The 25,447-nt window shown below is 74.6% G+C and carries 17 protein-coding genes and 2 pseudogenes; 3 read left to right on the plus strand and 16 right to left on the minus strand.

Annotation, left to right across the window (positions count from 1 at the left end; all coding sequences use genetic code 11):
• Positions 1-13 precede the first annotated feature (13 nt).
• From JD77_RS06080 to prmC, 4 genes are all read right to left on the minus strand, one after another.
• Positions 14-2,128: a transglycosylase domain-containing protein gene (locus JD77_RS06080; protein WP_145773412.1), complete on the minus strand. Its 2,115-nt coding sequence runs from the start codon at positions 2,126-2,128 to the stop codon at positions 14-16.
• Positions 2,129-2,328: 200 nt separating this feature from the next.
• A complete protein-coding gene (locus tag JD77_RS06085) occupies positions 2,329-2,940 on the minus strand; it encodes an arsenate reductase/protein-tyrosine-phosphatase family protein (protein WP_145773413.1) in 612 nt (203 codons plus the stop codon).
• A 1-nt stretch (position 2,941) separates the two neighbouring features.
• The gene (locus JD77_RS06090; RefSeq protein WP_145777438.1) at positions 2,942-3,586 is read right to left on the minus strand and encodes an L-threonylcarbamoyladenylate synthase; all 645 of its coding nucleotides are present in this window, start codon (positions 3,584-3,586) and stop codon (positions 2,942-2,944) included.
• 114 nt (positions 3,587-3,700) lie between these two features.
• On the minus strand, positions 3,701-4,603 hold the full coding sequence (prmC, locus tag JD77_RS06095) for a peptide chain release factor N(5)-glutamine methyltransferase (protein ID WP_145773414.1): 903 nt from the start codon (positions 4,601-4,603) through the stop codon (positions 3,701-3,703).
• A gap of 72 nt (positions 4,604-4,675) precedes the next feature.
• On the opposite strand from prmC, the pseudogene JD77_RS06100 reads away from it, so the two are divergent.
• Positions 4,676-5,926, plus strand: a pseudogene (locus JD77_RS06100) (GGDEF domain-containing protein); the annotation flags it as partial.
• A 6-nt stretch (positions 5,927-5,932) separates the two neighbouring features.
• Here JD77_RS06100 and prfA read toward each other — a convergent pair.
• Together prfA and rpmE are read right to left on the minus strand one after the other, a co-directional pair.
• Positions 5,933-7,021, minus strand: coding sequence for a peptide chain release factor 1 (gene prfA / locus JD77_RS06105; protein WP_145773415.1), 1,089 nt, complete (start codon positions 7,019-7,021; stop codon positions 5,933-5,935).
• Between the two features lie 114 nt (positions 7,022-7,135).
• Positions 7,136-7,360 (minus strand): 50S ribosomal protein L31, encoded by a 225-nt coding sequence (gene rpmE / locus JD77_RS06110; RefSeq protein WP_091450875.1) that lies wholly within the window; start codon positions 7,358-7,360, stop codon positions 7,136-7,138.
• Positions 7,361-7,614: 254 nt separating this feature from the next.
• Between rpmE and JD77_RS06115 the strand changes: the two genes are divergently transcribed.
• Positions 7,615-8,550, plus strand: coding sequence for a phosphatase domain-containing protein (locus JD77_RS06115; protein ID WP_145773416.1), 936 nt, complete (start codon positions 7,615-7,617; stop codon positions 8,548-8,550).
• Positions 8,551-8,696: 146 nt separating this feature from the next.
• On the opposite strand, the gene JD77_RS06120 is transcribed toward JD77_RS06115, so the two are convergent.
• The 3 genes from JD77_RS06120 to thrB form a co-directional block, all read right to left on the minus strand.
• Positions 8,697-9,557 (minus strand): phosphodiester glycosidase family protein, encoded by an 861-nt coding sequence (locus tag JD77_RS06120; RefSeq protein ID WP_246140545.1) that lies wholly within the window; start codon positions 9,555-9,557, stop codon positions 8,697-8,699.
• Between the two features lie 361 nt (positions 9,558-9,918).
• Positions 9,919-12,087, minus strand: coding sequence for a transcription termination factor Rho (gene rho / locus JD77_RS06125; RefSeq protein WP_145773417.1), 2,169 nt, complete (start codon positions 12,085-12,087; stop codon positions 9,919-9,921).
• Positions 12,088-12,383: 296 nt separating this feature from the next.
• Positions 12,384-13,328, minus strand: coding sequence for a homoserine kinase (gene thrB / locus JD77_RS06130; protein ID WP_145773418.1), 945 nt, complete (start codon positions 13,326-13,328; stop codon positions 12,384-12,386).
• A 103-nt stretch (positions 13,329-13,431) separates the two neighbouring features.
• On the opposite strand from thrB, the gene JD77_RS06135 reads away from it, so the two are divergent.
• Positions 13,432-13,782, plus strand: coding sequence for a hypothetical protein (locus JD77_RS06135; RefSeq protein WP_145773419.1), 351 nt, complete (start codon positions 13,432-13,434; stop codon positions 13,780-13,782).
• Positions 13,783-14,158: 376 nt separating this feature from the next.
• Here JD77_RS06135 and JD77_RS06140 read toward each other — a convergent pair.
• The 7 genes and pseudogenes from JD77_RS06140 to argS form a co-directional block, all read right to left on the minus strand.
• Positions 14,159-15,364, minus strand: a pseudogene (locus JD77_RS06140) (MFS transporter); the annotation flags it as partial.
• Positions 15,365-15,375: 11 nt separating this feature from the next.
• Positions 15,376-16,197 carry a polysaccharide deacetylase family protein gene (locus JD77_RS06145; RefSeq protein WP_145773420.1) on the minus strand — a complete coding sequence of 274 codons (822 nt, stop codon included), beginning with the start codon at positions 16,195-16,197 and terminating at the stop codon, positions 15,376-15,378.
• Positions 16,198-16,353: 156 nt separating this feature from the next.
• A complete protein-coding gene (locus tag JD77_RS06150; RefSeq protein WP_145773421.1) occupies positions 16,354-19,599 on the minus strand; it encodes an efflux RND transporter permease subunit in 3,246 nt (1,081 codons plus the stop codon).
• A gap of 175 nt (positions 19,600-19,774) precedes the next feature.
• Positions 19,775-20,824: a threonine synthase gene (thrC, locus tag JD77_RS06155; RefSeq protein ID WP_145773422.1), complete on the minus strand. Its 1,050-nt coding sequence runs from the start codon at positions 20,822-20,824 to the stop codon at positions 19,775-19,777.
• A 115-nt stretch (positions 20,825-20,939) separates the two neighbouring features.
• Positions 20,940-22,259, minus strand: a complete 1,320-nt coding sequence (locus JD77_RS06160) for a homoserine dehydrogenase (RefSeq protein WP_211372781.1) — start codon at positions 22,257-22,259, stop codon at positions 20,940-20,942.
• A gap of 8 nt (positions 22,260-22,267) precedes the next feature.
• Positions 22,268-23,653, minus strand: coding sequence for a diaminopimelate decarboxylase (gene lysA, locus JD77_RS06165; protein ID WP_145773424.1), 1,386 nt, complete (start codon positions 23,651-23,653; stop codon positions 22,268-22,270).
• A 62-nt stretch (positions 23,654-23,715) separates the two neighbouring features.
• Positions 23,716-25,380 carry an arginine--tRNA ligase gene (argS, locus tag JD77_RS06170; protein WP_145773425.1) on the minus strand — a complete coding sequence of 555 codons (1,665 nt, stop codon included), beginning with the start codon at positions 25,378-25,380 and terminating at the stop codon, positions 23,716-23,718.
• Positions 25,381-25,447 lie beyond the last annotated feature (67 nt).

Here is a 25,447-nt window from a genome sequence, read left to right on the forward strand (position 1 = left end):
GGCCGGGGCCGGATCAGTTGCCGGTCCGCTCGGCCGTCCGCCGGAAGGCGACCGACTCACTGGGCGGAACGAAGTCGCGCGCCGGCTGACCGCGCAGGGTGTCGGAGAGGACCCGGCCGACGACGTCGATCAGGTCGGACACGACGGCCCCGCCGACGGCGTCCTGCGGGTCGTCGGGGTTCGCCGCCATCGAGGCGACGGCGAGCTGCGGGGTGAAGGCGACCACCGTCTCCGTCCCGTTGTGCTCCGAACTGCCGGTCTTGCCGGCCACCGGCCGGCGCAGCCGCTCCCGCAGGTCGGGGGCCGTGCCGCCGTCGCACTCGCGGTACATCGACTGGTCCCCCACCGGGCAGCGGGCGGCGTCCGTCGCGGCCCGGGCCACCTCGGGGTCGAGCACCGGTCGGCACTCGGGACGCCCGGCGGCGACCGGCTGGCCGGCGCCGTCGGTGATCGAGACGATGGGCGTGGGCGCGCAGTATGTCCCCTCCGCCGCCAGCGTCGCGTACGCGTTGGCCAGGTCGAGCGGGGTCGTGGCGGAGACGCCCAGGGTGAACGGCCCCCAGCCCTTCGCGCCGTATCGGGCCAGCCGGGCGTCGGACGCGGAACGGAACTTGATGCCGAGCCGCTGGGCCATCTCGACCGCCCGGTCCGCGCCGACCCGCTCGATCAGCCAGGCGAAGTACGTGTTGACCGAGCGTCCGAAGGCGTCCCACATCGTCCGGTAGCCGTCCATCGACGGGTCCGCGTTGGACGGGCACCACCGCCCGTCGCAGGAGGCGGGCCCGCCACCGGTCGGGTACCCCGTGACGAGGCGGCCCGGGGCGTCGAAATCGGTGGCCAGCGGCAGCCCGGCCTCCAGCGCGGCGAGCATGGTGAAGAGCTTGAAGGTCGAGCCGGCCTGGTAGCCCTCGATCGCCCCGCCCCCCGCCACGAGCTGGTTGACCGTGTTCGGGCGGTTCTTCCAGCCCGGCGGGTTGGCCGCCACGCTGTAGTTCCGGTTCACCGCCAGGGCGAGGACCCGGCCCGTGCCCGGCTGCACCACGGCGGTCGGCGCCGCGCGGCGGTCGTCGACGTCGTAGGTCCGCAGCACCTGCTCCATGGCGCTCTGCTGCACGGCCGGGTCGAACGAGGAGACGATCCGGAAGCCGCCCCGGCGCAGGGTGCGCTGCCGCTCGTCCGGGTTCGCGCCGAACGCCGGCTGCTCGCTCCACCAGCGGCTGAACCAGTCGCAGAAGAAGCCCCAGTCCTGGTGCTGCTCGGGCACCGCCGTGCAGTCGTTCGGCGTCGCGCTCGGCTTCAGCGCCAACTGCTCGGCCTTGGCCGCCGCCGCCGCGTCGGGCGCGACGTGGCCGGCCTTGACCAACTGGTCCAGCACGTACGCCCGGCGGGCCAGCGCCGCGTCGGCGTCGCCGTTGATCGGGTCGTCGGTGTGCGGCGACTGGACCAGCCCGGCGAGCAGGCTCGCCTCGGCGAGGGTGAGCTCGCTCGGCGGCTTGGAGAAGTACCGCTTGCTGGCGGCGGCCACCCCGTACGCCCCGGCGCCGAAGTACGCGATGTTGAGGTAGCGGCCGAGGATCTCGTCCTTGTTCAGCTTCTGCTCCAGCGCCAGGGCGTACCGCATCTCCTTGAGCTTGCGGGCCTTCGTGATCTCGGTGGCCTTGGCCCGCTGGTCCTCGGTCAGCCGCGGGTCCGTGCCGAGCACGTTGCGGACGTACTGCATGGTCAGCGTGGAGGCGCCCTGCCGGTTTCCCCCGTCGCGGGTGTTGACCGTGAGCGCCCGCAGCACGCCCCGCACGTCCACGCCGTGGTGCTGGTAGAACCGGACGTCCTCGGCGGCGACGATCGCCTGGCGCATCACCGGCGCCACCTCGGCCAGCGGCACGTCCACCCGGTCCTCGGCGTAGAACGAGGTGATCGGAGTGGTGCCGTCTTTGGCGTAGAGGGTGGACCGCTGGGCAGTCGGCGGCGTCAGCAGCGAATCGGGCAGGCCGCCGGTGAGGCCCGCGAGTTGGCTGGCGCCGACCCCGTACACCAGCGCGGCCGGCAGTGCCACGACCGCGAGCGCCAGGCCGGCGAGCGCGCCGGCGATCAGGACGGTGAACAGCTTGTCGAGACGAACCCGGATCATCAGCTCTCCCCGCAGGAGCCGGTCAGGTGCGGACCCGTCCAGCATGGCTACGCAACGGCTCAAACCCGACCCTTTTTCCCGAAAGGGGTACGGATTCCACGGGGAGAACAAGCGACGCGGGGCCGGACACGACGCCCGGCCCCGCCGATACCCGGCCGGGCCCCGTCCGGCGGTCACCCGGAGGGCGGCCCGGGCGGCCGTCAGGGCAGCAGGGCCGCGGCCAGCGGGTGGACGGTCTCCTCGATCTCGTCGGCCACCCGGCTGAAGCACTGGTCGCCGCGCCCCCACGGGTCGTCGAGGTCGTCGGTGTGCAGCGGGGAGGCGCCCTGCCGGGCGGCGTCCACGGCGGCGACCAGGGCCAGCCCCCGGGCGTACGCGGCCTCCGGGCCGGCGTCGGCCGGCGGCAGCGCGGCGGCGTCGACGGCGCCCAGCAGCCGGCCGAACTCGCCCAGCACGAAGGTGCGGGACGCGGCGTCGGGCCGCAGCGCCACGACGTACTCCTGCTGGTCGGCGGTGGCGGTGAGCACGAGGTCGGCGGCGTCGATGAGGTCGGAGCGCAGCTTGCGGGCGGCGAACCCGGCGACGTCGCCGCCGCGCGAGACCACCTGCCGGGCGGCCGGCGGGTTCATCTCCTCGCCCGCGTGCCAGCCGCCGGTGCCGGCGCTGTGGCTGTGCAGCAACTCGTCCGCGCCGACCGGGTCCAGGCCGCGCCGCGCCAGCCGCTCGCGGACGGCCAGCGCCAGCAGCCGCTCGGCCATGGGCGAGCGGCAGATGTTGCCCATGCAGACGTGCAGGACGGTGAACGGCGGCACCTCAGCCCACCCGGCTCTCGACGATGTCGGGCACCACGTCCCGCAGCTTCTCCATCGGGATCGCCCCGCCGCGCACCACCCGGGGCACGTCCCCGGTGAGGTCGACGATCGTGCTCGGCACCGGGTCCGGGCACGGCCCGGCCTCCAGGTACGCCCGCACGGCGTAACCGAGCTGGTCCCGGGCCTCCTCGGCGGTGACCGCGGCCGCCTGGCCGATCCGGTTGGCCGAGGCGACCGCCATCGGGCCGGTCTCCCGCAGCACCTCCAGCGCGACCGGGTGCAGCGGCATCCGCACGGCGACGGTGCCGCTGTCGTCGCCGAGGTCCCACGACAGGCTCGGCGAGTGCTCGATCACGATGGTCAGCGCGCCCGGCCAGAACGCCTCGACCAGGTCGCGGGCCGCCCGCGGAAGCGAGAAGGTCAGCCCGTCGAGGGTGTGCCGGGAGCCGATCAGCACCGGTGGCGCCTGCCGGGTGCCGCCCTTGGCGTCCGCGAGCGCCTTCACCGCGTACGGCGTGAAGGCGTCGGCGCCGATCCCGTAGACCGTGTCCGTCGGCAGGACGACCAGTTCGCCGTTCTTGACCGCCTCGATGGCAGCGGCGACGCCGCGGTCCCGGTCGGCCGGCGACCGGCAGTCGTAGAGCATCACGAGGAGCCAGTCTGCCACGCCGCGGCCCGGTCGGCGTGCGCGGCGTTCCCGCCCCCCGGCCTGGGGACGCGTCGTTCCCGGCGACGCGTGCCCGCGCCGGCGGGGACGACGTCAGCGTGCCCGGCGAAGGGCGGTGGCGAAGCGGGGCCGCCCCGCCAGGTCCCGGTGCTCCTCCACCACCTCGTACCGGCCGTCGGCGGCGAGCAGGGCGGGCACCGCGCCGCCGTGCGTGTCGTCGTGCTCGACGCCGAGCACCCCGCCGGGGCGCAGCAGCTCCGCGGCGCGCGCCACCACCGGCCTGATCACCGCAAGCCCGTCCGCGCCGCCGAAGACCGCCTCGTCCGGGTCGTGGGCGGCCACCTCCGGGGGTACGGCCACCGCGCGGGGCACGTACGGCGGGTTGCACAGCAGCACGTCCACCCGCCCGGCCAGCTCCGCCAGCAGGTCCGGGGCGGTGACGTCGGCGGCGACCACCGCCACCGGCCGGTCCCCGGCGGCGATCCGGTCGGCGGCGTTGCGGCGCAGCCACCGCAGCGCGTCCGGCGACCGCTCCACCGCCACCACCCGGGCGTCGGGCGCCTCCTGAGCGACCGAGAGCGCGATCGCGCCCGAGCCGCTGCACAGGTCCACCACCAGCGGGCGCCCGGCCCCCCGGGCCCGGTCGATCCCCCAGCCGGCGAGCAGCTCGGTCTCCGGCCGGGGCACGAAGACGCCCGGGCCGACCGCCAGCTCCAGGTGCCGGAAGGCGGCGCTGCCGGTGAGGTGCTGCAACGGCTCCCGGGCCACCCGGCGGGCGACCAGGTCGTCGTACCGGTCGAGCTGGTCCGGGGTGAGGCCGCCGGCCAGCGCCAGCCGACCCCGGGAGACCCCCAGCACGTACGCGGCCAGCAGCTCGGCCTCGGCGCGGGGCGCCTCGATCCCCGCCGCGCCGAGGGCGCGGGCCGCCCGCGCCACGACCGCCGAGGGGCGCAGGCGTTCTGTCCCTTCGGACGGGTGTTGCGGGAAAGGGGTCACGACATAATCATGAAGCGTCGCCGGTTCGCGCCACGAGCCGGTACGCCAGGGCGCGCCGACAAGGAGGTCGCGGGGGCGCTCGACCGGTGCGTCACCCACCTGGTCAAGGCCGCGCGGGCGCTCGGCGCGGTGGAGGACCCGGACCGGGACACCGCGTGGGCCTGGCACGACCTGGCGATGGCCTACTCGTACCTCAGCTTCCACGGGTACGCGCTCGGCGCGATCGAGCGCGCCCGGCAGCTCGGGCTGGCGGCCGGCATCCCGGAGGAGACGTTCGCCGCCCCCGGGATCCGGCTGCGCAACGCCGCCGCCCTCGACCACACCGGCGACAGCGACGGCTGCCTGCGGGTGCTCCGGGACGTGGCCGCCGACCTGAGCCGGTTTCTGCGCGGCGGGCGGGCCGACCAGCTGCGCCCGAGCAGCCTCGCGGCGTACGGCTACGCGGCGGCACGGCGGGCCGCGCTGGGCGACCGGGTGGAGACGGGCACGGACGCCGACCCGTGCCGGCTGCTCAGACACGGCGCGGACAGCGCCCGGGCCCGGGACATGCGCCAGCTCGGCCGGGTGTGCCTGGCCATCGCGGCCGGCAACCCGATCGAGGCCGTCACCCTGCTGGACGCCGCCCGGGTGTCCCACGAGACCCTCGGCGCGGCCGAGCCGGCCCGGCTGCGCAGCATCGCGTACGCCCGCGGCGGTGACCACGCGTCGGCGCACCGGGCCGACCGGCACGCGTTCCGGCTCGCCGCGCAGCGCAACGACCGGCTGCGGGACGTCTACATCGACGGCATCGCCGCCCGGATCGACCACGAGGAGATGCGCCGCGAGGCGGCCCGCTACGAGGGCGAGGCGCTCACCGATCCGCTGACCGGGTTGCCCAACCGCCGCCGGCTGGAGCGCTACATCGCGGCGGTCGTGGCCGCCGGGGAGCAGGTGGTGATCGGCGTCTGCGACCTGGACGGCTTCAAGGCGGTCAACACCCGGCACGGCCACCACTCCGGCGACCTGGTCCTCCAGCGCATCGCCGGGGTGATCAACCGGGTGATGCGCCGGGGCGACTTCGTGGCCCGCTACGGCGGCGACGAGTTCGTGGTGGTGCTCGCCGGCGCGGGCATGGCCGACGCGGCCGAGGTGGCCCGCCGGATCGAGGCGGCGGTACGCACCGAGGACTGGGAGTCCCTGGTGCCCGGCACCCCGGTCGGCGTGCCCATCGGCTTCGCCGAGGTCAACGCCACCGGCCCGGGGCCGCGCGACGCCCTCGGCGCGGCGTTCGAGGCCGCCGACCGGGAGATGCTGCGGGCGAAGACCCGCCCCCGCGCCTCCTGACCCGGGTCAGCGGCGGGTGAGTTCCGTGTCGCCCACGAGGCGGGCGGCGCGGTCGGCCTCGGCGAGGGCGTCCAGGACGCCGTCCAGCTCGCCGGCCAGCGCCAGGTCCAGGTTGTACGCCGTGTAGCCGATCCGGTGGTCGGTGATCCGGTTCTGCGGGAAGTTGTACGTGCGGATGCGCTCGGAGCGGTCGACCGTACGCACCTGCGCCTTGCGGGCGTCCGAGGCGGCGGCGTCGGCCTGCTCCTGGGCGGCGGCGAGCAGCCGGGCCCGCAGGATGCGCATCGCCTGCTCCCGGTTCTGCAGCTGGGACTTCTCGTTCTGGCAGGAGACCACGATGCCGGTCGGCAGGTGGGTGATCCGCACCGCCGAGTCGGTGGTGTTCACCGACTGCCCGCCCGGGCCGGACGAACGGAACACGTCGATGCGCAGCTCGTTCGGGTCGATCGTGACGTCGACCTCCTCGGCCTCGGGCAGCACGAGCACGCCGGCGGCGCTGGTGTGGATACGGCCCTGCGACTCGGTGACCGGGACGCGCTGCACCCGGTGCACGCCGCCCTCCCACTTGAGCCGGGACCAGACCCCGTTGCCGCCCTCCGGCACGCCCTTGGTCTTGATCGCCAGCGAGACGTCCTTGACGCCGCCCAGGTCCGAGTCCTGCGCGTCGATGACCTCGGTGAGCCAGCCGCGCCGCTCGGCGTACCGGGTGTACATCCGCAGCAGGTCGCCGGCGAAGAGGGCGGACTCCTCGCCGCCCTCGCCGGCCTTGATCTCGACGATCACGTCCTTGGCGTCGTGCGGGTCGCGCGGGATCAGCAGCTCGGCGAGGCGTTCCTCCAGCGCCGGCAGGCTGGCGGCGATCGACTCGGCCTCGGCGGCGAAGGACGGGTCCTCGGCCGCCAGCTCCTTCGCCGCGGCCAGGTCGGCGCGAGCCTGCTCCAGCTCGGCCGCCGCCTTCTGCACGGGGACCAGCTCCGCGTACCGGCGGCCGACCCGGCGGGCCGTGCCCTGGTCGGCGTGGATGGCCGGGTCCGCGAGCCGCTTCTCCAGCTCGGCGTACTCGTCGAGAAGGGCGGCCAGGCGCTCGCTGCTCATGCTCGGGTGCTCCTTCGACGACGGGGGCGGCCGGCGACCGGCCGGAGAGAAGGGAAGCAATACGGACGGCGCCCGCGCCCGGCACGAAACCGGACGCGGGCGCCGAACACGCAGTTACTTGGCCTTCTTGGCCTGAACCTTGGCGTACTTCTGCTGGAACTTCGCGACCCGGCCCGCGGTGTCGAGGACGCGCTGCTTACCGGTGTAGAACGGGTGGCAGGCGCTGCAGGTCTCGACGTGGATCGAGCCGCCCTTGGCGGTGCTGCGGGTCGTGAAGGAGTTGCCGCAGGAGCAGGTGACCTCGGTGGTCACGTACTCCGGGTGGATGTTGGCTTTCATGTCGCCTCGGTCCTCTCGTCGGTGGTCGCCGGGTCGCCGTACGCCGGCCGCGCGGGATGCGCGCCGGGCTCGGGCGTGAACCGGAACCAGTGGCCGATTGACCAGTGTGCCATGGGCGTGAGCCGACCCGGTAGGCGGGCCGCACAGCGGGTCCGGCCTCGTCAACGCACCCGCGCCCCTGAGCATTCCCGCCCGGCCGGGGGCACATTCCTCCGCCGCCCGTGGCCGGACGCGCCCCGGCGTACCGTGGTCTGGTGTCCGGTTCGCCCGAGAAACCGGCCGCGACGCGGCGGCCGCCCCGGCTGATCGCCACCCGGGGGCTGCCCGCCTCGGGCAAGACCACCTTCGCCCGCACCCTCCAGCCCTCGGTGGTCCGGGTGAACCGGGACGACCTGCGCCGCATGCTGCACGGCGAGCGGCTGTTCACCCAGTGGGCGGAGGCCCAGGTCACCCGGGCGCAACGGGCGCAGGTGGAGGCGCTGCTGCGGGGCCGGGTCAGCGTGTGCGTGGACGACACCAACCTGCGCGCCCGGACGCTGCGGGACTGGGCGCGGCTGGCCGCCGACTGCGGGGCCGGCTTCGAGGTGCACGACTTCACCGACGTACCCCTGGACGAGTGCCTGCGCCGGGACGCCGCGCGGCCGGAGGCCGACCGGGTGGGCGAGGAGGCGATCCGGCGGCTGCACCACCGCTACCTGGCCGACCGGCCGCTGCCGCTGCCGGTGCCGGAGGTCGCCCCCGGCGGCCCGGCCCGGGTGCACGACGCGCGGGGCGGGCCGCCGGAGATCGTCCTGGTGGACATCGACGGCACCGTGGCGCTGAACGTCTCCCGCAGCCCGTACGACATGACCCGGGTGGGTGAGGACGTGCCGAACGATGCGGTGATCGCGGCGGTCCGGGCGATGCACGCCGCCGGGTACGGGGTGGTGTTCTGCTCCGGCCGGGACGCCTCGGCCCGGGCCGACACCGTGGCCTGGCTCGCCCGGCACGTCCGGGTGCCCTACCTGGCCCTGCACCTGCGCGCGATCGGCGACTCCCGCAAGGACGCCGTCGTCAAGCGCGAGATCTACGAACGGGAGATCCGGCCCCGCTACCGGGTGGCCGGGGTCTTCGACGACCGGATGCAGGTGGTCCGGATGTGGCGCGCCCTCGGCCTGACGGTCTTCCAGGTGGCCGAGGGCGACTTCTGAGCAGGGCCCCCTGTCGCGCCAGGGTGCCCTGCTCAGGTCTCAGGCGGCCGGGGCCGCCGCGGCCTCGGTGAGGGCGACGGTGGCCTCGGCGCGTTCGCCGTTGACCGCCACCGCCAGCACGACCGTGGCGCCGGGGCGCAGGGCGGTCAGCTCGCCGGTCGCCGGGTCGAAGCCGGCGACGTGCCAGGGGCCAGCAGCGTGGACGAGCCGCCGCCGTCGAGGTTCAGCGCGTTCCAGGCCCCGAGTTCGGCCATCATCCGGCCGGCCTCAATCTGGGTCACGCCCCGGCTGTCCGCCTGCCGACCGTCCACGGTGAGCATGATCATCCGCCGGCCGTCGGCGGAGAAGCCGACCGCGGTGCGCGGCGCGAGGCTCGCGTCGGCGATGCTCTGCACCACCCCGTCGCGGACCAGCACGCTGCCGCCGCCGACCGCCGCGCGCAGGCCGCCGCCGTCCGACGGCTTCGGCCGCCAGGTCACGTCGACCGGGTCTCCCGGCCGCAGCCCGGCGAGCGCGTCCGCCCCGGCGTCCCGGCCCAGCAGGATGGTCGTGCCGGCGGCGATCGGCCCGCTGCCGGCCGCCCGGGTCACGCGGTCCACCCGGCCGCCGACCACGGCGACCTCGGTGACGCGGGCCGCGCCGGCCACCGCCCGCTCCCGGGCGTACGTCCCCCAGAGCGCGGTGAAAACGCCGACGCCGCCCGCCTGGATCATGTTGTTGAACTGGGTGAGGGTGACGGGACCCGTGGGCAGGGTGGCGGTGCCGTCGAAGTGCACCTGGATCACCCGGCCCAGCCCCTCGGCGTCGATCGCGACGGCGTTGGTGTGCCCGGCCACCGGCGACTGGACCAGTTCACCGGCGCGGACGCCGATCCCCTGCGCCGCGCCGGAGTTGTTGATGTCGAAGAAGTCGCCGTTGACCGCGGCGACGGCCCGGGAGCGGTCCACCGCGCCGCGCAACGGCTCGGCCTTCGTCACCGCACCCGAGTTGACGTAGTCCACGGTCACCCCGCCGGCGAGGTCGGCGGTCAGCGCGTCGGCGCGCAGCCAGCCGTCGGCGTCGTACCGGTCGAGGGCCGGCCGTCGCCGGCACGGGGCCGGCCATGGTGAGCAGCGGCGTCAGCAGCAGGACGCCGGCGAGGTGGGCAGATCGTCTGCGGGTGCGCATGGACGACAGTCAACCGGACGGTGAATAGAAGTTTCAATAGGCGACGCATTAACCGAAGGAAAATTCCAAAGGACCGGGCGCGAGGTCGCCGCGTCGGGCGGCGTCCGCGCCGGGACAGCGCCGGGTGGGTCCGCCCGGATCACCGGGACGACGAAGGGCACGGCCGCGAACGGCCGTGCCCTTCCGGTCGATCCCGCCGGGTCACTCCCCCGGCGTGGACTTCGCGATCTGCATCAGGAACTCGATGTTGGTGCGGGACTGCTTGAGCCGGTCCAGCAGCAGGTCCAGCGCCGCCTGCGAGTCCAGCGAGTGCAGGACCTTCCGGAGCTTGTGCACGATCGCCAGCTCCTCCGGCGCGAGCAGGACCTCCTCCTTGCGCGTGCCGGAGGGGTTGATGTCGATCGCCGGGAAGACCCGCTTGTCGGCGATCTTCCGGTCCAGCTTCAGCTCGGCGTTGCCGGTGCCCTTGAACTCCTCGAAGATGACCGTGTCCGCCATGGATCCGGTCTCCACCAGCGCGGTGGCGAGGATGGTCAGCGAGCCGCCGTTCTCGATGTTGCGCGCCGCGCCCAGGAAGCGCTTCGGCGGGTAGAGCGCGGTGGAGTCGATACCACCCGACATGATCCGGCCGGAGGCCGGCGCCGCCAGGTTGTACGACCGACCGAGCCGGGTCACGGAGTCGAGCAGCACGACCACGTCGTGCCCCAGCTCGACCAGCCGCTTCGCCCGCTCGATCGCCAGCTCCGCCACCGTCGTGTGGTCCTGCGGCGGACGGTCGAACGTGGCCGCGATGACCTCGCCCTTCACCGACCGCTGCATGTCGGTGACCTCTTCCGGCCGCTCGTCCACCAGCACCACCATCAGGTGGCACTCCGGGTTGTTTCGGGTGATCGCGTTGGCCAGCGCCTGGAGCACCATCGTCTTGCCGGCCTTCGGCGGCGACACGATCAGCGCCCGCTGGCCCTTGCCGATCGGCATGACCAGGTCGATCACCCGGGTGGTCAGGATGTGCGGCTCGGTCTCCAGCCGCAGCCGCTCCTGCGGGTACAGCGGAGTGAGCTTGTAGAACTCCGGCCGGCGCCGCGCCTCCTCCGGCTCCATGCCGTTGATGGTGTCCAGCCGGACCAGCGGGTTGTACTTGTCCCGCCGCTGCTCGCCCTCGCGGGCCGCGCGCACCCCGCCGGTGATCGCGTCACCGCGGCGCAGGCCGTACTTCTTGATCTGGGACATCGACACGTAGACGTCGTTCGGGCCGGCCAGGTAGCCGGTGGTCCGGACGAACGCGTAGTTGTCGAGCACGTCGATGATGCCGGCCACGGGGACGAGGACGTCGTCCTCGCCGACCTGCGGCTCCCGGGTACCCTCGCCGCCCTCGGCGCGCTCGCCCCGACCGCGACGGCGGTCCCGGAACCGGCTGCGCCGGCCACGCCGGCCGGCGCCCTCGCCGTCCTCGTCGCCGTCGTTGTCGCGCTCGGCGCGCTGGCCACGGTCGTTGCGGTCACCGCGCTCGGCCCGGTCACCGCGCTCGGCCCGCTCAGTCCGGTCCCCGCGCTCGGTCCGGTCGCCGCGCTCGGCCCGCTCGGTCCGCTCACCGCGCTCGACCCGGTCGCCGCGTTCGGCCCGCTCACCGCGCTCGGTCCGGTCGCCGCGCTCGGCCCGCTCGGTCCGCTCACCGCGCTCGACCCGGTCGCCGCGTTCGGCCCGCTCACCGCGCTCGGTCCGGTCGCCGCGCTCGGTCCGCTCGGCCCGGTCGCCGCGCTCGGCCCGGTCGCCGCGCTCGGCCCGGTCGCCGCGCTCGGCCCGGTCGCCGCGCTCGGCCCGCTCGGCCTGGTCCCGGCCGCTTCGGCCCTCGCCACGCTCCCGGCGGCCCTCGCCGCGCTCGGCCCGCTCCGCCCGCTCCGCCCGCTCGGCGGGCTCGATCGCGGGTGCGGTCTCCTCGACGCGGGTCTCGGCCGGCCGGGTCTCAGCCGCGGCAGCCCGGGTCTCAGCCGCGGCGGCGGCCCGGCTGCGCCGGGTCCGGGTCCGACCCTCGGTCGGGGCGGCGGCCGGCTCCGCAGGACGCTCGGCGCCCGACGGGGCGACCTCCGCGCGCACCTCCTCACGGGCGGCAGCGGCCGCGGCCGCGACGTCGGCCCGCGGTCGAGGGGTACCGGCGGCGGCGCCGCCCTGCCGCTCGGAGATCGCGCTGATCAGCTCGCCCTTGCGCATGCGAGCCGTACCGGAGATGCCGAGCGACGCGGCCAGGCTCTGGAGCTCTGGCAGCAGCATCGCCGACAGGCCGGTGCCGCTACGCCGACGGCGGGCGGGGGCGGCGGTGGCTTCGCCAGCGACGTTGGAAACATCCGACGTCACGTCGGTGGTGTCGCTCAATGGATTCCTTCCCTCGATAGGCCGGGACTGCCCGGAGTCGACGAAGCGGGTGGCCGGGCGGCCTCGGTGCACCCGCCTCGCATGACGCGTCGCGGGAGTCTGTGACACAGCAGCCGGTCGGTCTCCCGACTCACCAACATCGGTGAGCAGGTCTCGCCGTCTGCGGCGACCTGTGGAAACTGCGGTGCGGCGTGAGCCTTAGGCAGGGGTGACGGGCTGACCGCCGAGAGCTTCGGGGGTGCGCCGACCCGCAGGCAGATCGCGTGCTTCGCGGCTGTGCTAGGTCTAGAGCGTAATCAACTCTTCCGACCTGCGGCAACAGGGTCCCGCTCGGCGTGTCCAAGTCTACCCCTGGCGACCCGCGCTCCGTGCACGTCTATACCCAACCGCCAGGTCTGCCAACCTGTTCCCGGCGAGAAGCCTTCCGGCGGCTCGGTCAGCGCCAGCACCGTCGGGCCCGCCCCGCTGACCACAGCCGCCACACCGGCCGCACGCAACGCATCGACCAGCGCCGCGGTCTCCGGCATGCCGGCGGCGCGGTAGCCCTGGTGCAGCCGGTCGACCGTCGCCGGCAGCAGCAGCGCCGGCTCGGCGGTGAGGGCGTGCACCAGCAGCGCGGCCCGGCCGGCGGTCAGCGCGGCGTCGCCGTGCGGGACGGTGGCGGGCAGCGCGGCCCGGGCGGCCGACGTCAGGCCGCGCTGCTCGGGCACGAAGACCGTCGGCCGTACCGCCTCGGCGACGGTCAGCGAGACCGCCCGGGCTCCCGGCGGCTCCGTCCAGGCGACGGTGAAGCCACCGAGCAGGCAGGGCGCGACGTTGTCGGGGTGACCCTCGATCTCGGCCGCCAGCCGCAGCGCCGCCGCATCGTCGAGCCGGGTCGCCCCGTCGGCGACCAGAGCCCGGGCCAACTGGACGCCGGCGACGATCGCGGCGGAGGACGAGCCCAGCCCCCGGGCCTGCGGGATCCGGTTGACGCACTCCACGGCGAAGCCCGGCGGCTGAGCGCCGAGCGCCTCGAACGTGGCCCGCATGGCGCGGGCGACCAGGTGCCGCTCGTCGTCGGGCAACTCCCCCGCACCCTGCCCGGTCACCGTCACCCGGACGCCGTCGGGCACCACCTCACCCGCCACGTCGTCGTAGAGGCCGAGCGCCAGGCCCAGCGCGTCGAAGCCCGGCCCGAGGTTCGCGCTCGTGGCGGGAACCCGGACCCGCACCGGCCCGGATACGAATGTCGTCGGCACCGGCTCATGCTAAGCGGCCGGGCCGACACGGAGGGCCTTCGCCCGGTCGGTGGGATCTGATCATCTCGGCTAACCTGACCTTATCGATCATGGGGAGGGTGTCGTGGAGATCCTGAACAACCCGTTCGTGCAGGCGTCCCTGCGGCTGCCCACCCTGCTGGTGCTGGTGGTCGGGCTCGCGATGGCCCTGGTCGCGCGGAAGCGGCTGCCCGGCCGGTGCATGGCGTTGCTGGTCGGCGGGTTGCTGGCGCTCTTCCTCCAGCTCCTGGTCGACCTGGCCGCGGTGTTCGCCCTGCCCCAGCTCTACCGAAGCGGCGCCCTGTCGTTCTCCGCGCTCACCGGCGTCGCCACGGCGGTCGGCCTGGCGACCTCCGTGCTCCTCTCGGTCGGGCTGGCCCTGCTGATCGCCGCCGCGCTCGCCGGCCGCCACCCGACGCCGCCCCCCTCCCGCTGACCACCCGCCCCGCCCGGCCGCCCCGCCCGCCGGAGGCCGGCCGCCGGGCGCGGCCGCCGGCGCGGCCGCCGGGCGCGGCCGCCGGGCGCGGCCGCCGGGCGCGGCCGCCGGTGATCAAGAGAAATGCGTCGGAGTCGATCTCCCCGGTGGCGCAAACCTCTTGATCGACCGGGCGGGGACCACGCAGGCCGGGCAGGGACCACGCAGGCCGGGCAGGGACCACGCAGGCCGGGCAGGGACCACGCAGGCCGGGCAGGGACCACGCAGGCCGGGCGGGGATCACGCAGGCCGGGCGGGGACCCCACGCAGCCGGGGGGATCACGCAGGCGGGGCGGGCGCCGCGGGGGCGGGGCCGGTGCCGGCTCGGCGGCCGGGCGGTCAGGGAGAGCCGGCGGGTGGCGATCCGCCAGCCGACCGCGTAGACCACGGTGACCAGGCCGCAGCCGGCCAGCACGACCCGCTCGTCGACGACGTCGACCACCGCGGCCACGACGAGTTGGCTGACCGAGATGGCGAGCGTCGCCAGCATCATGTCGGTCGCGAACACCCGGCCGCGCAGCCGGTCCGGCACCTCGCCCTGGAGGGCGAAGTTCGACATCACCCAGTTGCTGCCGCCCGCGAAGTGCGCCACGAAGACCAGCGCCAGCACCAGCGGGAACCATCGGGCCACCGAGACGCCCAGGTAGGACAGCCCGTACAGCGACATGGACAGGGCCAGGCCGGTCAGCAGCCAGGCCCGGTTGGTCAGCACCCGGCGCATCAGGATCGGGCCGACCAGCGCACCCGCCCCGCGTACGGCGAAGAGCAGGCCCGTGCCGATCGGACCCACCCCGTACAGGCCGGCGAGCAGCGGGAAGACGGTGAGCACCCCGTTGCCGAGCCCCACCGCCGACTTGACCGTGACCAGCCCCAGCACGCGCGGGCGGTGGCCGATGTAGCGGAGCGCCTCCCCGATCGCCGCCCAGGTTCGCTGCGCCGGCGCGGCGGCGTCCCGCGGGGCCTGCAACGGCCGGCGGATCAGCGCCGCCAGGCCGGCGGCCAGGGCCAGGCCCGCGGCGGCCACCCAGAAGCAGGCGTACGGGCCGGCGGCGGCGCTCAGCACGCCGCCGAGCGAGGCGCCGACGACGGTCATGGTGCCCCAGGCCGACCCGGCGACGGCGTTGCCGGCGGCCAGCTCGTCCGGGTCGAGCACGTTGGGCAGGGCGGCCTGCGCGGCGGGCGAGTAGAAGGCCTTCGCCACCGCCACCAGGGCGATCGCCGCCATGGCCAGCCACGCCGTCCCGGCGCCCCGCACGCCGAGCAGCAGCAGCACGCCGAGTAGGGCGGCGACGTTGGCCGCGATCATGACCTTCCGGCGGTCGAACCGGTCGGCGACCACGCCCGTGACCGGCAGCAGCAGCGCCACCACGCCCGTGTCCACGGCGAGCACCAGGGCCCCCCAGATACCGCTGCCGGTCAGCTTCGGCAGCAACACCAGCAGCGGCACCATGACGAACCAGTCGGCGCCGAAGACCACCAGCTCGGCCAGGAAGAGGTTGCGGAAGCTCCGGTTGCGGACCAGGACCGAGAGGGTTGGCGACACGTCCGGCAACCCTACCCCTCGGGGTGCGGGGCGGTCGCCTGACGGAGCAGCTCGGAGACGGTCACGAAGGCGAAGCCCCGGTCCCGCAGCGCGGTGATCATGTCGGGCAGGCCGCGCAGCGCGACCAGCCGGCGGGCGTCGCCCACGTCGTGCGCGAGCAGGATGGTGCCGGGCTCCACGCCGGCGACGACCCGCCGGGCGTGCCCCGCCGGGTCACCCGGGAACTGCCTCTCGACCATCTGCAACGACCACAGCACCAGCCGGTAGTCCAGCCGGGCGGCGGCGTGCAGCACCGCGCCGCCGAGGTGTCCGTACGGCGGACGGAGCAGGCGGGGCGCGGACCCGGCGGCCTCGGCGATCGCGTCGTGGGCGCGGCGCAGGTCGTCGTGGACCTCGACGGCGTCGTGCCGGGCCAGGTCACGGTGCGCCCAGCTGTGGTTGCCCACCTCGTGCCGGCCGAGCCGGCCGCGCAGGATGCCGGCGTGCCGCCGGGCCCGTTCGCCAACCAGGAAGAACGTGGCCGGCACGGCGTACCGGTCCAGGGTGTCCAGCACCATCGGGGTCCACCGTGGCTGCGGACCGTCGTCGAAGGTGAGCGCGACCAGCCGCCGCGCGGTGCGGGCGGCCCAGACCACCGACACCTCGCCGCCGCCGACCTGCTGGCGGCCGCCGCCCAGCGTGGCGCTGGCCGGGCCGCCCGCCAGTGGCAGCCGCCGGTCGGCGATCCAGGTGGCCTGGGACATGCCCACGGCGCCCAGGGCCGCGCCTCCGGCGGCGAGCCCCGACCGGCGCAGCACGGCCCGCCGGTCCCATCGGCCAGCCCCGTCCGCCATGGCCCGCCCCCGCTCCGGGCGGTCGCCCCGCGAGGCGACCGCGAGACACCCAGTATGTGGCAAGGGGCTCGCGGTACGGGCCGGAACACGACCGGGCGGAGCCGGAAACGCCCCCGCCGGGTCGGACCCGGCGGGGGCGTCAGCCGTACGCGTCGACTACTCGGTCGGCGGCAGCGGCGACTGCCGGCTCCTCGGCAGCCGGAGCACCTCGAACTGGTCGGTACCGTCGACCAGCGCCCCGGAGGGCGCGGGCCGGGCCGGGGCCGCCACGCCGGCCGGTACGGGCTCGGCACGGCCGTCCGCCGCCGCGCCGTCCGCCCCCGGCTCCGACCCGCCGGTACGCCGGGCGCGCCGCGCCCGCAGCGACTCCTTCGTGTACTCCACCATCGTGTAGAGCGTCGGCACGAGCACCAGGGTGAGCAGGGTGGAGGTGATCAGGCCGCCGATCACCACGATCGCCAGCGGCTTGGAGATGAAGCCGCCCTCCCCGGTGAGCCCGAACGCCATCGGCAGCAGCGCGAAGATCGTGGCCACCGCCGTCATCAGGATCGGCCGCAGCCGGCGCCGGCCGCCCTCGACCACCGCCTCCCCGACCGCCATGCCCTGCGCCCGGTACTGGTTGACCAGGTCCAGCAGCACGATCGCGTTGGTCACCACGATGCCGACCAGCATGAGCACGCCGATCAGCGCCGGCACGCCCAGCGGGGTGCCGGTGGCCAGCAGCAGGCCGATCGCGCCGGTCGCCGCGAACGGGATGCTGACCAGCAGGATCAGCGCCTGGGTCAGGCTGCGGAACGTCGCCACCATGATCAGGAAGACGATCGCGATCGCGGCCAGCACGGCCAGGCCGAGGTCCCCGAACGCCTCCTCCTGGTCGGCGCTGACACCGCCGATACGCAGCGTCGCCCCCGGCAGGTCGATGGCGTCCAGCTTCTTCTGCAGCTCCTGGGTGGTCGCGCCGAGGTTGGCGCCGGTCGCCGTGCCGGTGACCGAGACGCTGCGCTCGCCGTCGATCCGGGTCACCTGCTGCGGCCCCTCGGCCTGGGTGACGTCGGCGATGTCGTCCAGCTTCACCGGCCCGACCGGCAGGGCGCGCAGCTCCTCCACCGTCGTCGGCGGCTGGCCCGCGCCGCGCAGCACCACGTCCTGCTGGACGCCGTCGACGCTCACCTGCCCCAGCGGGGTGCCCCGGTACACCTGGGCCACCAACTGCCCGACGGCCGCCTCGGTGAGCCCGACCCGGGCCGCGGCCAGCCGGTCCACCGTGACGTCGACCCGCGGCACCCGCTCGGCCAGGCTGGTCGAGACGTCCTCCACGTCCGCGAGGTCCGCCATCGCGGCCCGCGCCTGCTCGGCCGCCCGGGCCAGCACCTCCTGGTCGGCGGCCTGGACGACCACCTCCAACCGGTTGGCCGAGGCGCCGCCCTGGCCGGCGCCGAAGCTGATCTCGCCCGCGTCGGCGCCGAGCGCGTCGAACTCCCTGCGCAGCTTCTCCCGCACCCCGGCGGCGTCCGAGTCGCCGTCGAGGGTGACGGAGAAGCTGGCGGAGTCGTTGCCCCCGCCGCCCGCCCACGGCTGGTCGTTGCCGCCGGCCGTCACCTGGTACGTCTCGACGCCGTCCGTCCGCTCCAGCACCGCCTCGACCCGGCGGGCCGCCTGGTCGGTGGCGGCCAGGCCGGAGCCGGCCGGCAGTTCCTGGGTGATGGTCAGGGTGTCCTGGCCGGAGTCGTCGAGGAAGTTGGTCTTCAACGCGCCGGACAGGCAGAGCGTGCCGACCAGCACGACCAGGCCCGCCCCCACGGTGATCCAGCGGGTCTTGCGGGACCGGGTGGCGAACCCGATCGCCGGCAGGTATGCCCGCTGCAGCGGGCTGCGCAGCTCCCTCTCCTCGGCCGCCCGGCGCACCGCGGCGTCGTCCGCCCCGGCCGGCTTGGGCCGCAGGAACCAGTACGCCAGCACCGGGATCACCGTCAGCGAGACCAGCAGCGAGGCGAGCAGGGCCACCGTCACCGTGATCGCGAACGGCGCGAAGAGCTGCCCGACGAAGCCGCCGACCAGCGCGATCGGGGCGAAGACGGCGACCGTGGTGAGCGTCGAGGCGGTGACGGCGCCGGCCACCTCGCGTACGGCGGTGACGATCGCGTCCCGCTTCGGCTCGCCGTACTCCAGATGGCGCTTGATGTTCTCCAGCACCACGATCGAGTCGTCGACGACCCGCCCGACCGCGATGGTCAGCGCGCCGAGGGTGAGCAGGTTGAGCGAGTGGTCGCCGATCCAGAGCGCGATCAGGGCCACCAGCACCGACAGCGGGATGGAGACGGCGGTGACCAGGGTGGAACGGATCGAGAGCAGGAAGACCAGGATCACCACGACCGCCATGACCAGGCCGAGCAGGCCCTCCGTGGTCAGGCTCTCGATGGACCTCTCCACGAACGGCGCCTGGTCGAACACGACGGTCAGGTCCGCGCCCGCGGTGGCCCCCAGGTCGGCGAGCCGGTCGCGGATCTCGTGGGAGATCTCGACCGCGTTGCCGTCCGGGGCGGCCGTCACGGCGATGCCGAGGCTGTCCTTGCCGTTGGTACGGGTGAACGACGTCGCCGGGGCGAGCTGCTGCTCGACCGTCGCCACGTCGCCGAGCCGCACCGGCGCCGCCTTCGGCGCCGTCGGGGTCAGGACGATGCCCCGGAGGTCGTCGATCGAGGCGATCGGGGTGCCGACCTGGACGGTCAGCGAACGGGAGCCGTCGGTCACCGCGCCGGCCGGCACCGCCACGCCGTTGGTCTTCAGCGCCGCGCCGATCGCGGTCGGCGCGAGTTGCGCGGCGGCCAGCTTGGCCGGGTCCGGGGTGACCGTGACGACCTCGTCCCGGGTGCCGGTCACCGCGACCGTGCGCACCCCGTCGATCGCCTCCAACTCCGGCACCACGGTCTCGCGCAGCTTGTCGGCCAGGGCGCGCTCGTCGCCGCCGCCCGCCGCGGCGATCACCACCGCAGGCAGATCGTCGGTGGTGCCGGTGAGGATCTGCGGGTCGACGCCCTCGGGGAGCTGGCTGTCGATCCGGCCCAGCGCGGTCTCCATCTTGTTGACCACGGTGTCGAGGTCGGTGCCGAACTCGTACTGCACCTGGACGACCGTGGACCCCTCGCGGGAGGTCGAGGTCATCTTCTCCAGCCCGGGCAGGCCCTGGAGGCTGTTCTCGATCGGCTCGGTGACCTGCGACTCGACGATCTCGGGCGCGGCGCCGGGATAGACCGCCACGATGAACGCGCCCGGGAACTCCAGCGACGGCAGGAGTTGCTGCTTCAGCGACGGTACGGCGAACGCCCCGAAAAGCGTCACGACCACCGCGACGAGGGCGACCAGCCCCCGGTTGGCGAGGCTTGATCTGGCGAGCAGCGACATCGGCGTGGCTCACTCCTGGAGAAAGGCGGACAGGTCGGCAGGGAAAGTGTGCCGGACCCGATAATCCCCTCCGGCGACGGCGACGGGTCTCGCGGGCCCGCCGTGCCATCGGTAGCCACACCGCCCCGCCGATCGGCTACCCCGTTCCGCCGGTCCCCGCTGCCGGGCGGCAGCCTCAGGCGAGGTCGAGCGAGCGGGCGGCGGCCAGCGGGTCGTTGGCGATGGTGACCGGGGCCGGGGCGGTGGAGATCGCCCACTCCGGATCCTTGAGCCCGTGGCCGGTGACGGTGCAGACGACCGTGGCGCCGGCCGGGACCCGGCCCGCCGCGGCCTGCTGGAGCAGGCCGGCCACGCTGGCCGCGCTGCCCAGCTCGACGAAGACCCCGACCTCCCGGGCGAGCAGCCGGTACGCGGCGAGGATCTCCCGGTCGGTGACGGCGGCGATCAGCCCGCCCGAGGCGTCCCGGGCGTCGAGCGCCTTCGTCCAGCTCGCCGGGTTGCCGATGCGGATCGCGGTGGCGATGGTGGACGGTTCGGGCACCACCCGACCGGTGACGATGGGCGCCGCCCCGGCCGCCTGGAAGCCGTACATCTTCGGGGCGCGGGTGGCGTTGCCGGCGCGCAGGTCCTCCGTGTAGCCCAGCCAGTACGCGGAGATGTTGCCCGCGTTGCCGACCGGCAGGCAGTGGATGTCCGGCGCGTCGCCGAGCGCCTCGACGATCTCGAACGCGGCCGTCTTCTGCCCGTGCAGGCGGTCGGGGTTGACCGAGTTGACCAGCGCGACCGGGAAGTCCTGGGCGAGCTTCGCCGCCAGCGCGAGGCAGTCGTCGAAGTTGCCGTTGACCTGGAGCAGCTTCGCACCGTGCACCAGCGCCTGGGCCAGCTTGCCGAGCGCGATCTTGCCCTGCGGCACCAGCACCGCACAGGTGATCCCGGCCCGGGCCGCGTACGCCGCGGCGGAGGCGCTGGTGTTGCCGGTCGACGCGCAGATGATCGCCTTGTCGCCCGCCTCGATGGCCTTGGAGACGGCGACCGTCATGCCCCGGTCCTTGAACGAGCCGGTCGGGTTGGCGCCCTCGACCTTGAGGTAGACGTCGCAGCCGAGGCGGGCGGAGAGCACCGGCGCGGGCAGCAGCGGGGTGTTCCCCTCGTGCAGCGTGACGACCGGGGTGGCATCGGTGACCGGCAGCCGGTCCCGGTACGTCTCGATCAGGCCCCGCCACATGTCGCTCTCCTCGCCTCGGCCCGCCCCGGTCTCGTCGGGGCCCTACCCAGCGTGAACCAGCCTCCCGGACCGGCCGCCGGCACACCTCGGCTTAACCATCAGGCGGGACGGAAGGCTACGCCCCGCCCTCGACCCGAAGCACACTCGGCACCGACCGGACGATGTCCAGCCCCCGCAGCTCGCCCACGGTGGCCGCGAGCGCGGCGTCGGGCGCCGTGTGGGTGACGATGACCAGCTCGGCGTCCTCGCCCGAACCCGCCCCGGCCCCGCTCGCGCCGGCCGAGCCCTGACGGACCGTGGCGATCGACACGCCGTGCCGGGCGAACACCCCGGCGACCGCCGCCAGCACCCCGGGCCGGTCGGCCACGTCGAGGCTGACGTGGTAGCGGGTCAGCGCCTCGCCCATCGGCCGCACCGGCAGGTCCGCGTACGCCGACTCGCTGGGCGCGCGGACGCCCGCGAGCCGGTTGCGGGCCACCGCCACCACGTCGCCGAGCACGGCGCTGGCGGTCGGCGCGCCGCCCGCGCCGCGGCCGTAGAACATGAGCTGCCCGGCCGCCTCGGCCTCGACGAAGACCGCGTTGAACGCGTCGCCGACGCTGGCCAGCGGGTGGGTCCGCGGAATCATCGCCGGGTGCACCCGGACGTTGACCGTCTCCTTCCCGGCGGCGTCCGGGACCCGGGCGGCGATGCAGAGCAGCTTGATGGTGCAGCCCATCGCCCGGGCGCTCGCCACGTCGGCGGCGGTGACCTCCGTGATCCCCTCGCGGTGCACGTCCGCCGCGGTGACCCGGGTGTGGAACGCCAGCGAGGCGAGGATGGCCGCCTTGGCCGCCGCGTCGAAGCCCTCCACGTCGGCCGTCGGGTCCGCCTCGGCGTACCCCAGCGCGGTGGCCTCCTCCAGCGCCTCCGCGAATCCGGCGCCGGTGGCGTCCATGGCGGAGAGGATGAAGTTGGTGGTGCCGTTGACGATGCCGGTGACCCGGTTGACCCGGTCGCCGTGCAGCGAGTCGCGCAGCGGGCGCAGCAGCGGGATGGCCCCCGCGACGGACGCCTCGTAGTAGAGGTCCGCGCCGCCCTCGGCGGCGGCGGCGTGCAGCGCGGCGCCGTCCTCGGCGAGCAGCGCCTTGTTGGCGGTGACCACGCTCTTGCCGGCGCGCAGCGCCTCGACCAGCCAGCCGCGGGCCGGCTCGATCCCGCCGACGACCTCGACCACCACGTCGACGTCGTCCCGCTTGACCAGGCCGAGCGCGTCGGTGGTGAACAGGGCCTCGTCGACCGGCAGGTCGCCGCGGTCCCGGCCGAGCCGGCGGACGGCGATCCCGGCGATCTCCAGCGGGGCGCCGATCCGGGCGGCGAGGTCGGCCGACTGCTCGTGCAGCAGCCGCACCACCTCGCTGCCGACCGTGCCGCAGCCGAGCAGCGCCAAGCGCACAGGTGAGATCATCCGACATCCAATGCGAGAAGGTCCTGTTCCGTCTCCCGCCGGACGATCAGCCGCGCGCGTCCGTCCCGCACCGCGACCACCGGGGGCCGGGGCACGTGGTTGTAGTTGCTGGCCATGCTCCGGCAGTATGCGCCGGTGCCGGGCACCGCGAGAAGATCTCCGGGCTGCACGTCGGCGGGCAGGAATTCATCCTTCACCACGATGTCCCCGGACTCACAGTGCTTTCCCACCACGCGGGCGAGCATCGGCTCGGCCGCCGAGGCCCGGGAGGCCACGGTCGCCGAGTACGACGCGTCGTAGAGGGCGGTGCGGATGTTGTCGCTCATCCCGCCGTCCACACTCACGTACGTCCGCAACCCGTCCACGTCCTTGACGGTGCCGACCTCGTACAGGGTGAACACGGCGGGGCCGGCGATCGCCCGACCCGGTTCGATGGACAGGTGCGGCACGGCGAGCCGTTCGGCCTGGCACTCCCCCTCGACGATCTTGCGCATCCGCTTGGCCAGTTCGTGCGGGGCGGCCGGGTCGTCCTGGGTGGTGTACGCGATGCCGAAGCCGCCGCCCAGGTCCAGCTCGGGCAGCTCCACGCCCCGGGCGTCGCGGATCTGCGCCTGCAGGCCGAGCACCCGCCGGGCGGAGACCTCGAAGCCGCTGGCGTCGAAGATCTGCGAGCCGATGTGCGAGTGCAGGCCGCGCAGGTCCAGCACGCCGTCGTCGAGGACGCGCAGCGCGGCGGCGATCGCCGCCCCGCCGGCCAGCGAGAAGCCGAACTTCTGGTCCTCGTGGGCGGTGGCGATGAACTCGTGGGTGTGCGCCTCCACCCCGACGGTGACCCGGATCAGCACGCCGGGGCGTACCCCCCGCTCGCGGGCCAGCGCGGTGAGCCGGTCGATCTCGTCGAACGAGTCGAGGATGATCCGTCCGACCCCCGCGTCCAGCGCCCGGGCCAGCTCGGCCACGGACTTGTTGTTGCCGTGGAAGCCGATCCGCTCCGGCGGCATCCCGGCCGCCAGCGCCACGGCCAGCTCGCCGCCGGTGCAGACGTCGAGGTGCATGCCCTCCTCGGCGATCATCCGCACGACCGCGCGGCAGAGGAACGCCTTGCCGGCGTAGTAGACGTCGGCCTCGGGGAAGGCCGCGCGGAACTCGCGGCAGCGCGCCCGCAGGTCGTCCTCGTCGAGGACGTACACCGGGGTGCCGAACTCGGCCGCGATGTCGCGGACGCCGAGCCCCGCGACGGCGAGCGCGCCGTCGGCGGCCCGGGCCACGTTGCGCGGCCAGAGCTGCGGCACCAGAGCGTTGACGTCGACCGGCGTACGCAGCCACGCGGGCCCCCGGTTGCCCAGCTCGCCGTGCAGCGCCCCGGCCTCATGCGCGCGCATCACTTACCTCCGCTTCGCGACTGCGGGGCTCGCAAGCTCACTCCTCGCGCTCGCATGTCGCGTCACATCCTCTCGGGGGCGGACACGCCCAGCAGGTGCAGGCCGTTGGCGATCACCGTGCGGGTGGCGTCGTTGAGCCAGAGCCGGGCCCGGTGCAGGTCGGTGACCTCCTCGTCGCCGCGCGGCAGGATCCGGCAGTTGTCGTAGAACCGGTGGTACGACCCGGACAGCTCCTCCAGGTAGCGGGCCACCCGGTGCGGCTCCCGCAGCTCGGCGGCGGCGGCCACCACGGTCGGGAACTCGGCGAGCGCCTTGAGCAGCTCGTTCTCCTTCTCGTGGTCGAGCAGGTCGGGACGGAAGTCGTCGCCCGCGCCCCGGTTCAGCCCCACCTCCGCGGCGTTGCGGCCCACGCTGGCCGTCCGGGCCGCCACGTACTGGACGTAGTAGACCGGGTTGTCGCGGGTGGCCCGGGTCCACAGCTCGACGTCGATGTCGATCGGGGAGTCGCTGGAGTAGCGGGCCAGCGCGTACCGGGCGGCGTCGACGCCGATCGCGTCGACCAGGTCCTCCAGCGTAACCACGGTGCCGGCCCGCTTGCTCATCCGCAGCGGGGCGCCGTCGCGGACCAGGTTGACCAGCTGGCCGATCAGGATCTCCAGGTTGCGGTCCGGGTCGTCGCCGAAGCAGGCGGCCATCGCCCGCATCCGGCCGACGTAGCCGTGGTGGTCGGCGCCCAGCATGATCACCACGCGCTCGAAGCCGCGCTCGCGCTTGTCGAGGTAGTACGCGCAGTCCGCCGCGAAGTACGTCCACTCGCCGTTGGACTTGCGCAGCACCCGGTCCTTGTCGTCGCCGAAGTCGGTGGTGCGCAGCCAGGTCGCGCCCTCGGACTCGTAGGTGTGGCCCTGCTCGCGCAGCCGGTCCAGGGCCTCGTCCAGCTCGCCCCGCGCGTGCAGGTCCTTCTCGTTGAAGTAGGTGTCGAACTCCACCCCGAAGTCACGCAGCGAGGACTTGATCTCGGCGAACATCAGCTCGACGCCCTCGACCCGGAACACCTCCTGGGCGGCGGCGTCGTCGAGGCCCAGCACGTCCGGCCGGGCGGCCTGCACCGCCGCGGCGATCTCCGCGAGGTACGCGCCCGCGTACCCGTCCTCGGGAGCCGGCTCGCCCCGCGCGGCGGCGAGCAGCGAGCGGGCGAAGCGGTCGATCTGGGAGCCGGCGTCGTTGAAGTAGTACTCCGTGCCGACGTCCGCGCCGGTGGCGCGCAGCAGCCGGGCGAGCGCGTCGCCGACGGCGGCCCAGCGGACCCCGCCGATGTGCACCGGGCCGGTCGGGTTGGCCGAGACGAACTCCAGGTTGATCTTCAGGCCAGCGAGCGCGGCGCTGCGGCCGTACGCCGGGCCGGCCTCGACGATCGACCGGGCGAGCTGGCCGGCGACGGCCGCGTCCAGGCGGATGTTGAGGAAGCCGGGGCCGGCGATCTCCACCGACTTGATCCCCGCGGCCCGGCCGAGCTGCTCGGCCAGCGCGGCGGCCAGCTCCCGCGGCGGCACGCCCACCTTCTTGCTGAGCTGGAGGGCGAGCGTCGAGGCGTAGTCGCCGTGCTCGGGGTTGCGGGGTCGCTCCACGGCGGTGCGCTCCGGAAGGGCGGAGCGGTCCAGGCCCCGGTCGGCGAAGACGGCGTGGGCTGCGGAGAGGACGACCTCGGCGAGTTCTGCGGGAGTCACTGATCCATGTTATCGGGGGTAGACTCGGTCACCCGGCGGCGACCCTTCAGCGTGACCCCTACCCGCC

The sequence above is a fragment of the Micromonospora olivasterospora genome, from assembly GCF_007830265.1.
GTDB lineage: Bacteria > Actinomycetota > Actinomycetes > Mycobacteriales > Micromonosporaceae > Micromonospora > Micromonospora olivasterospora.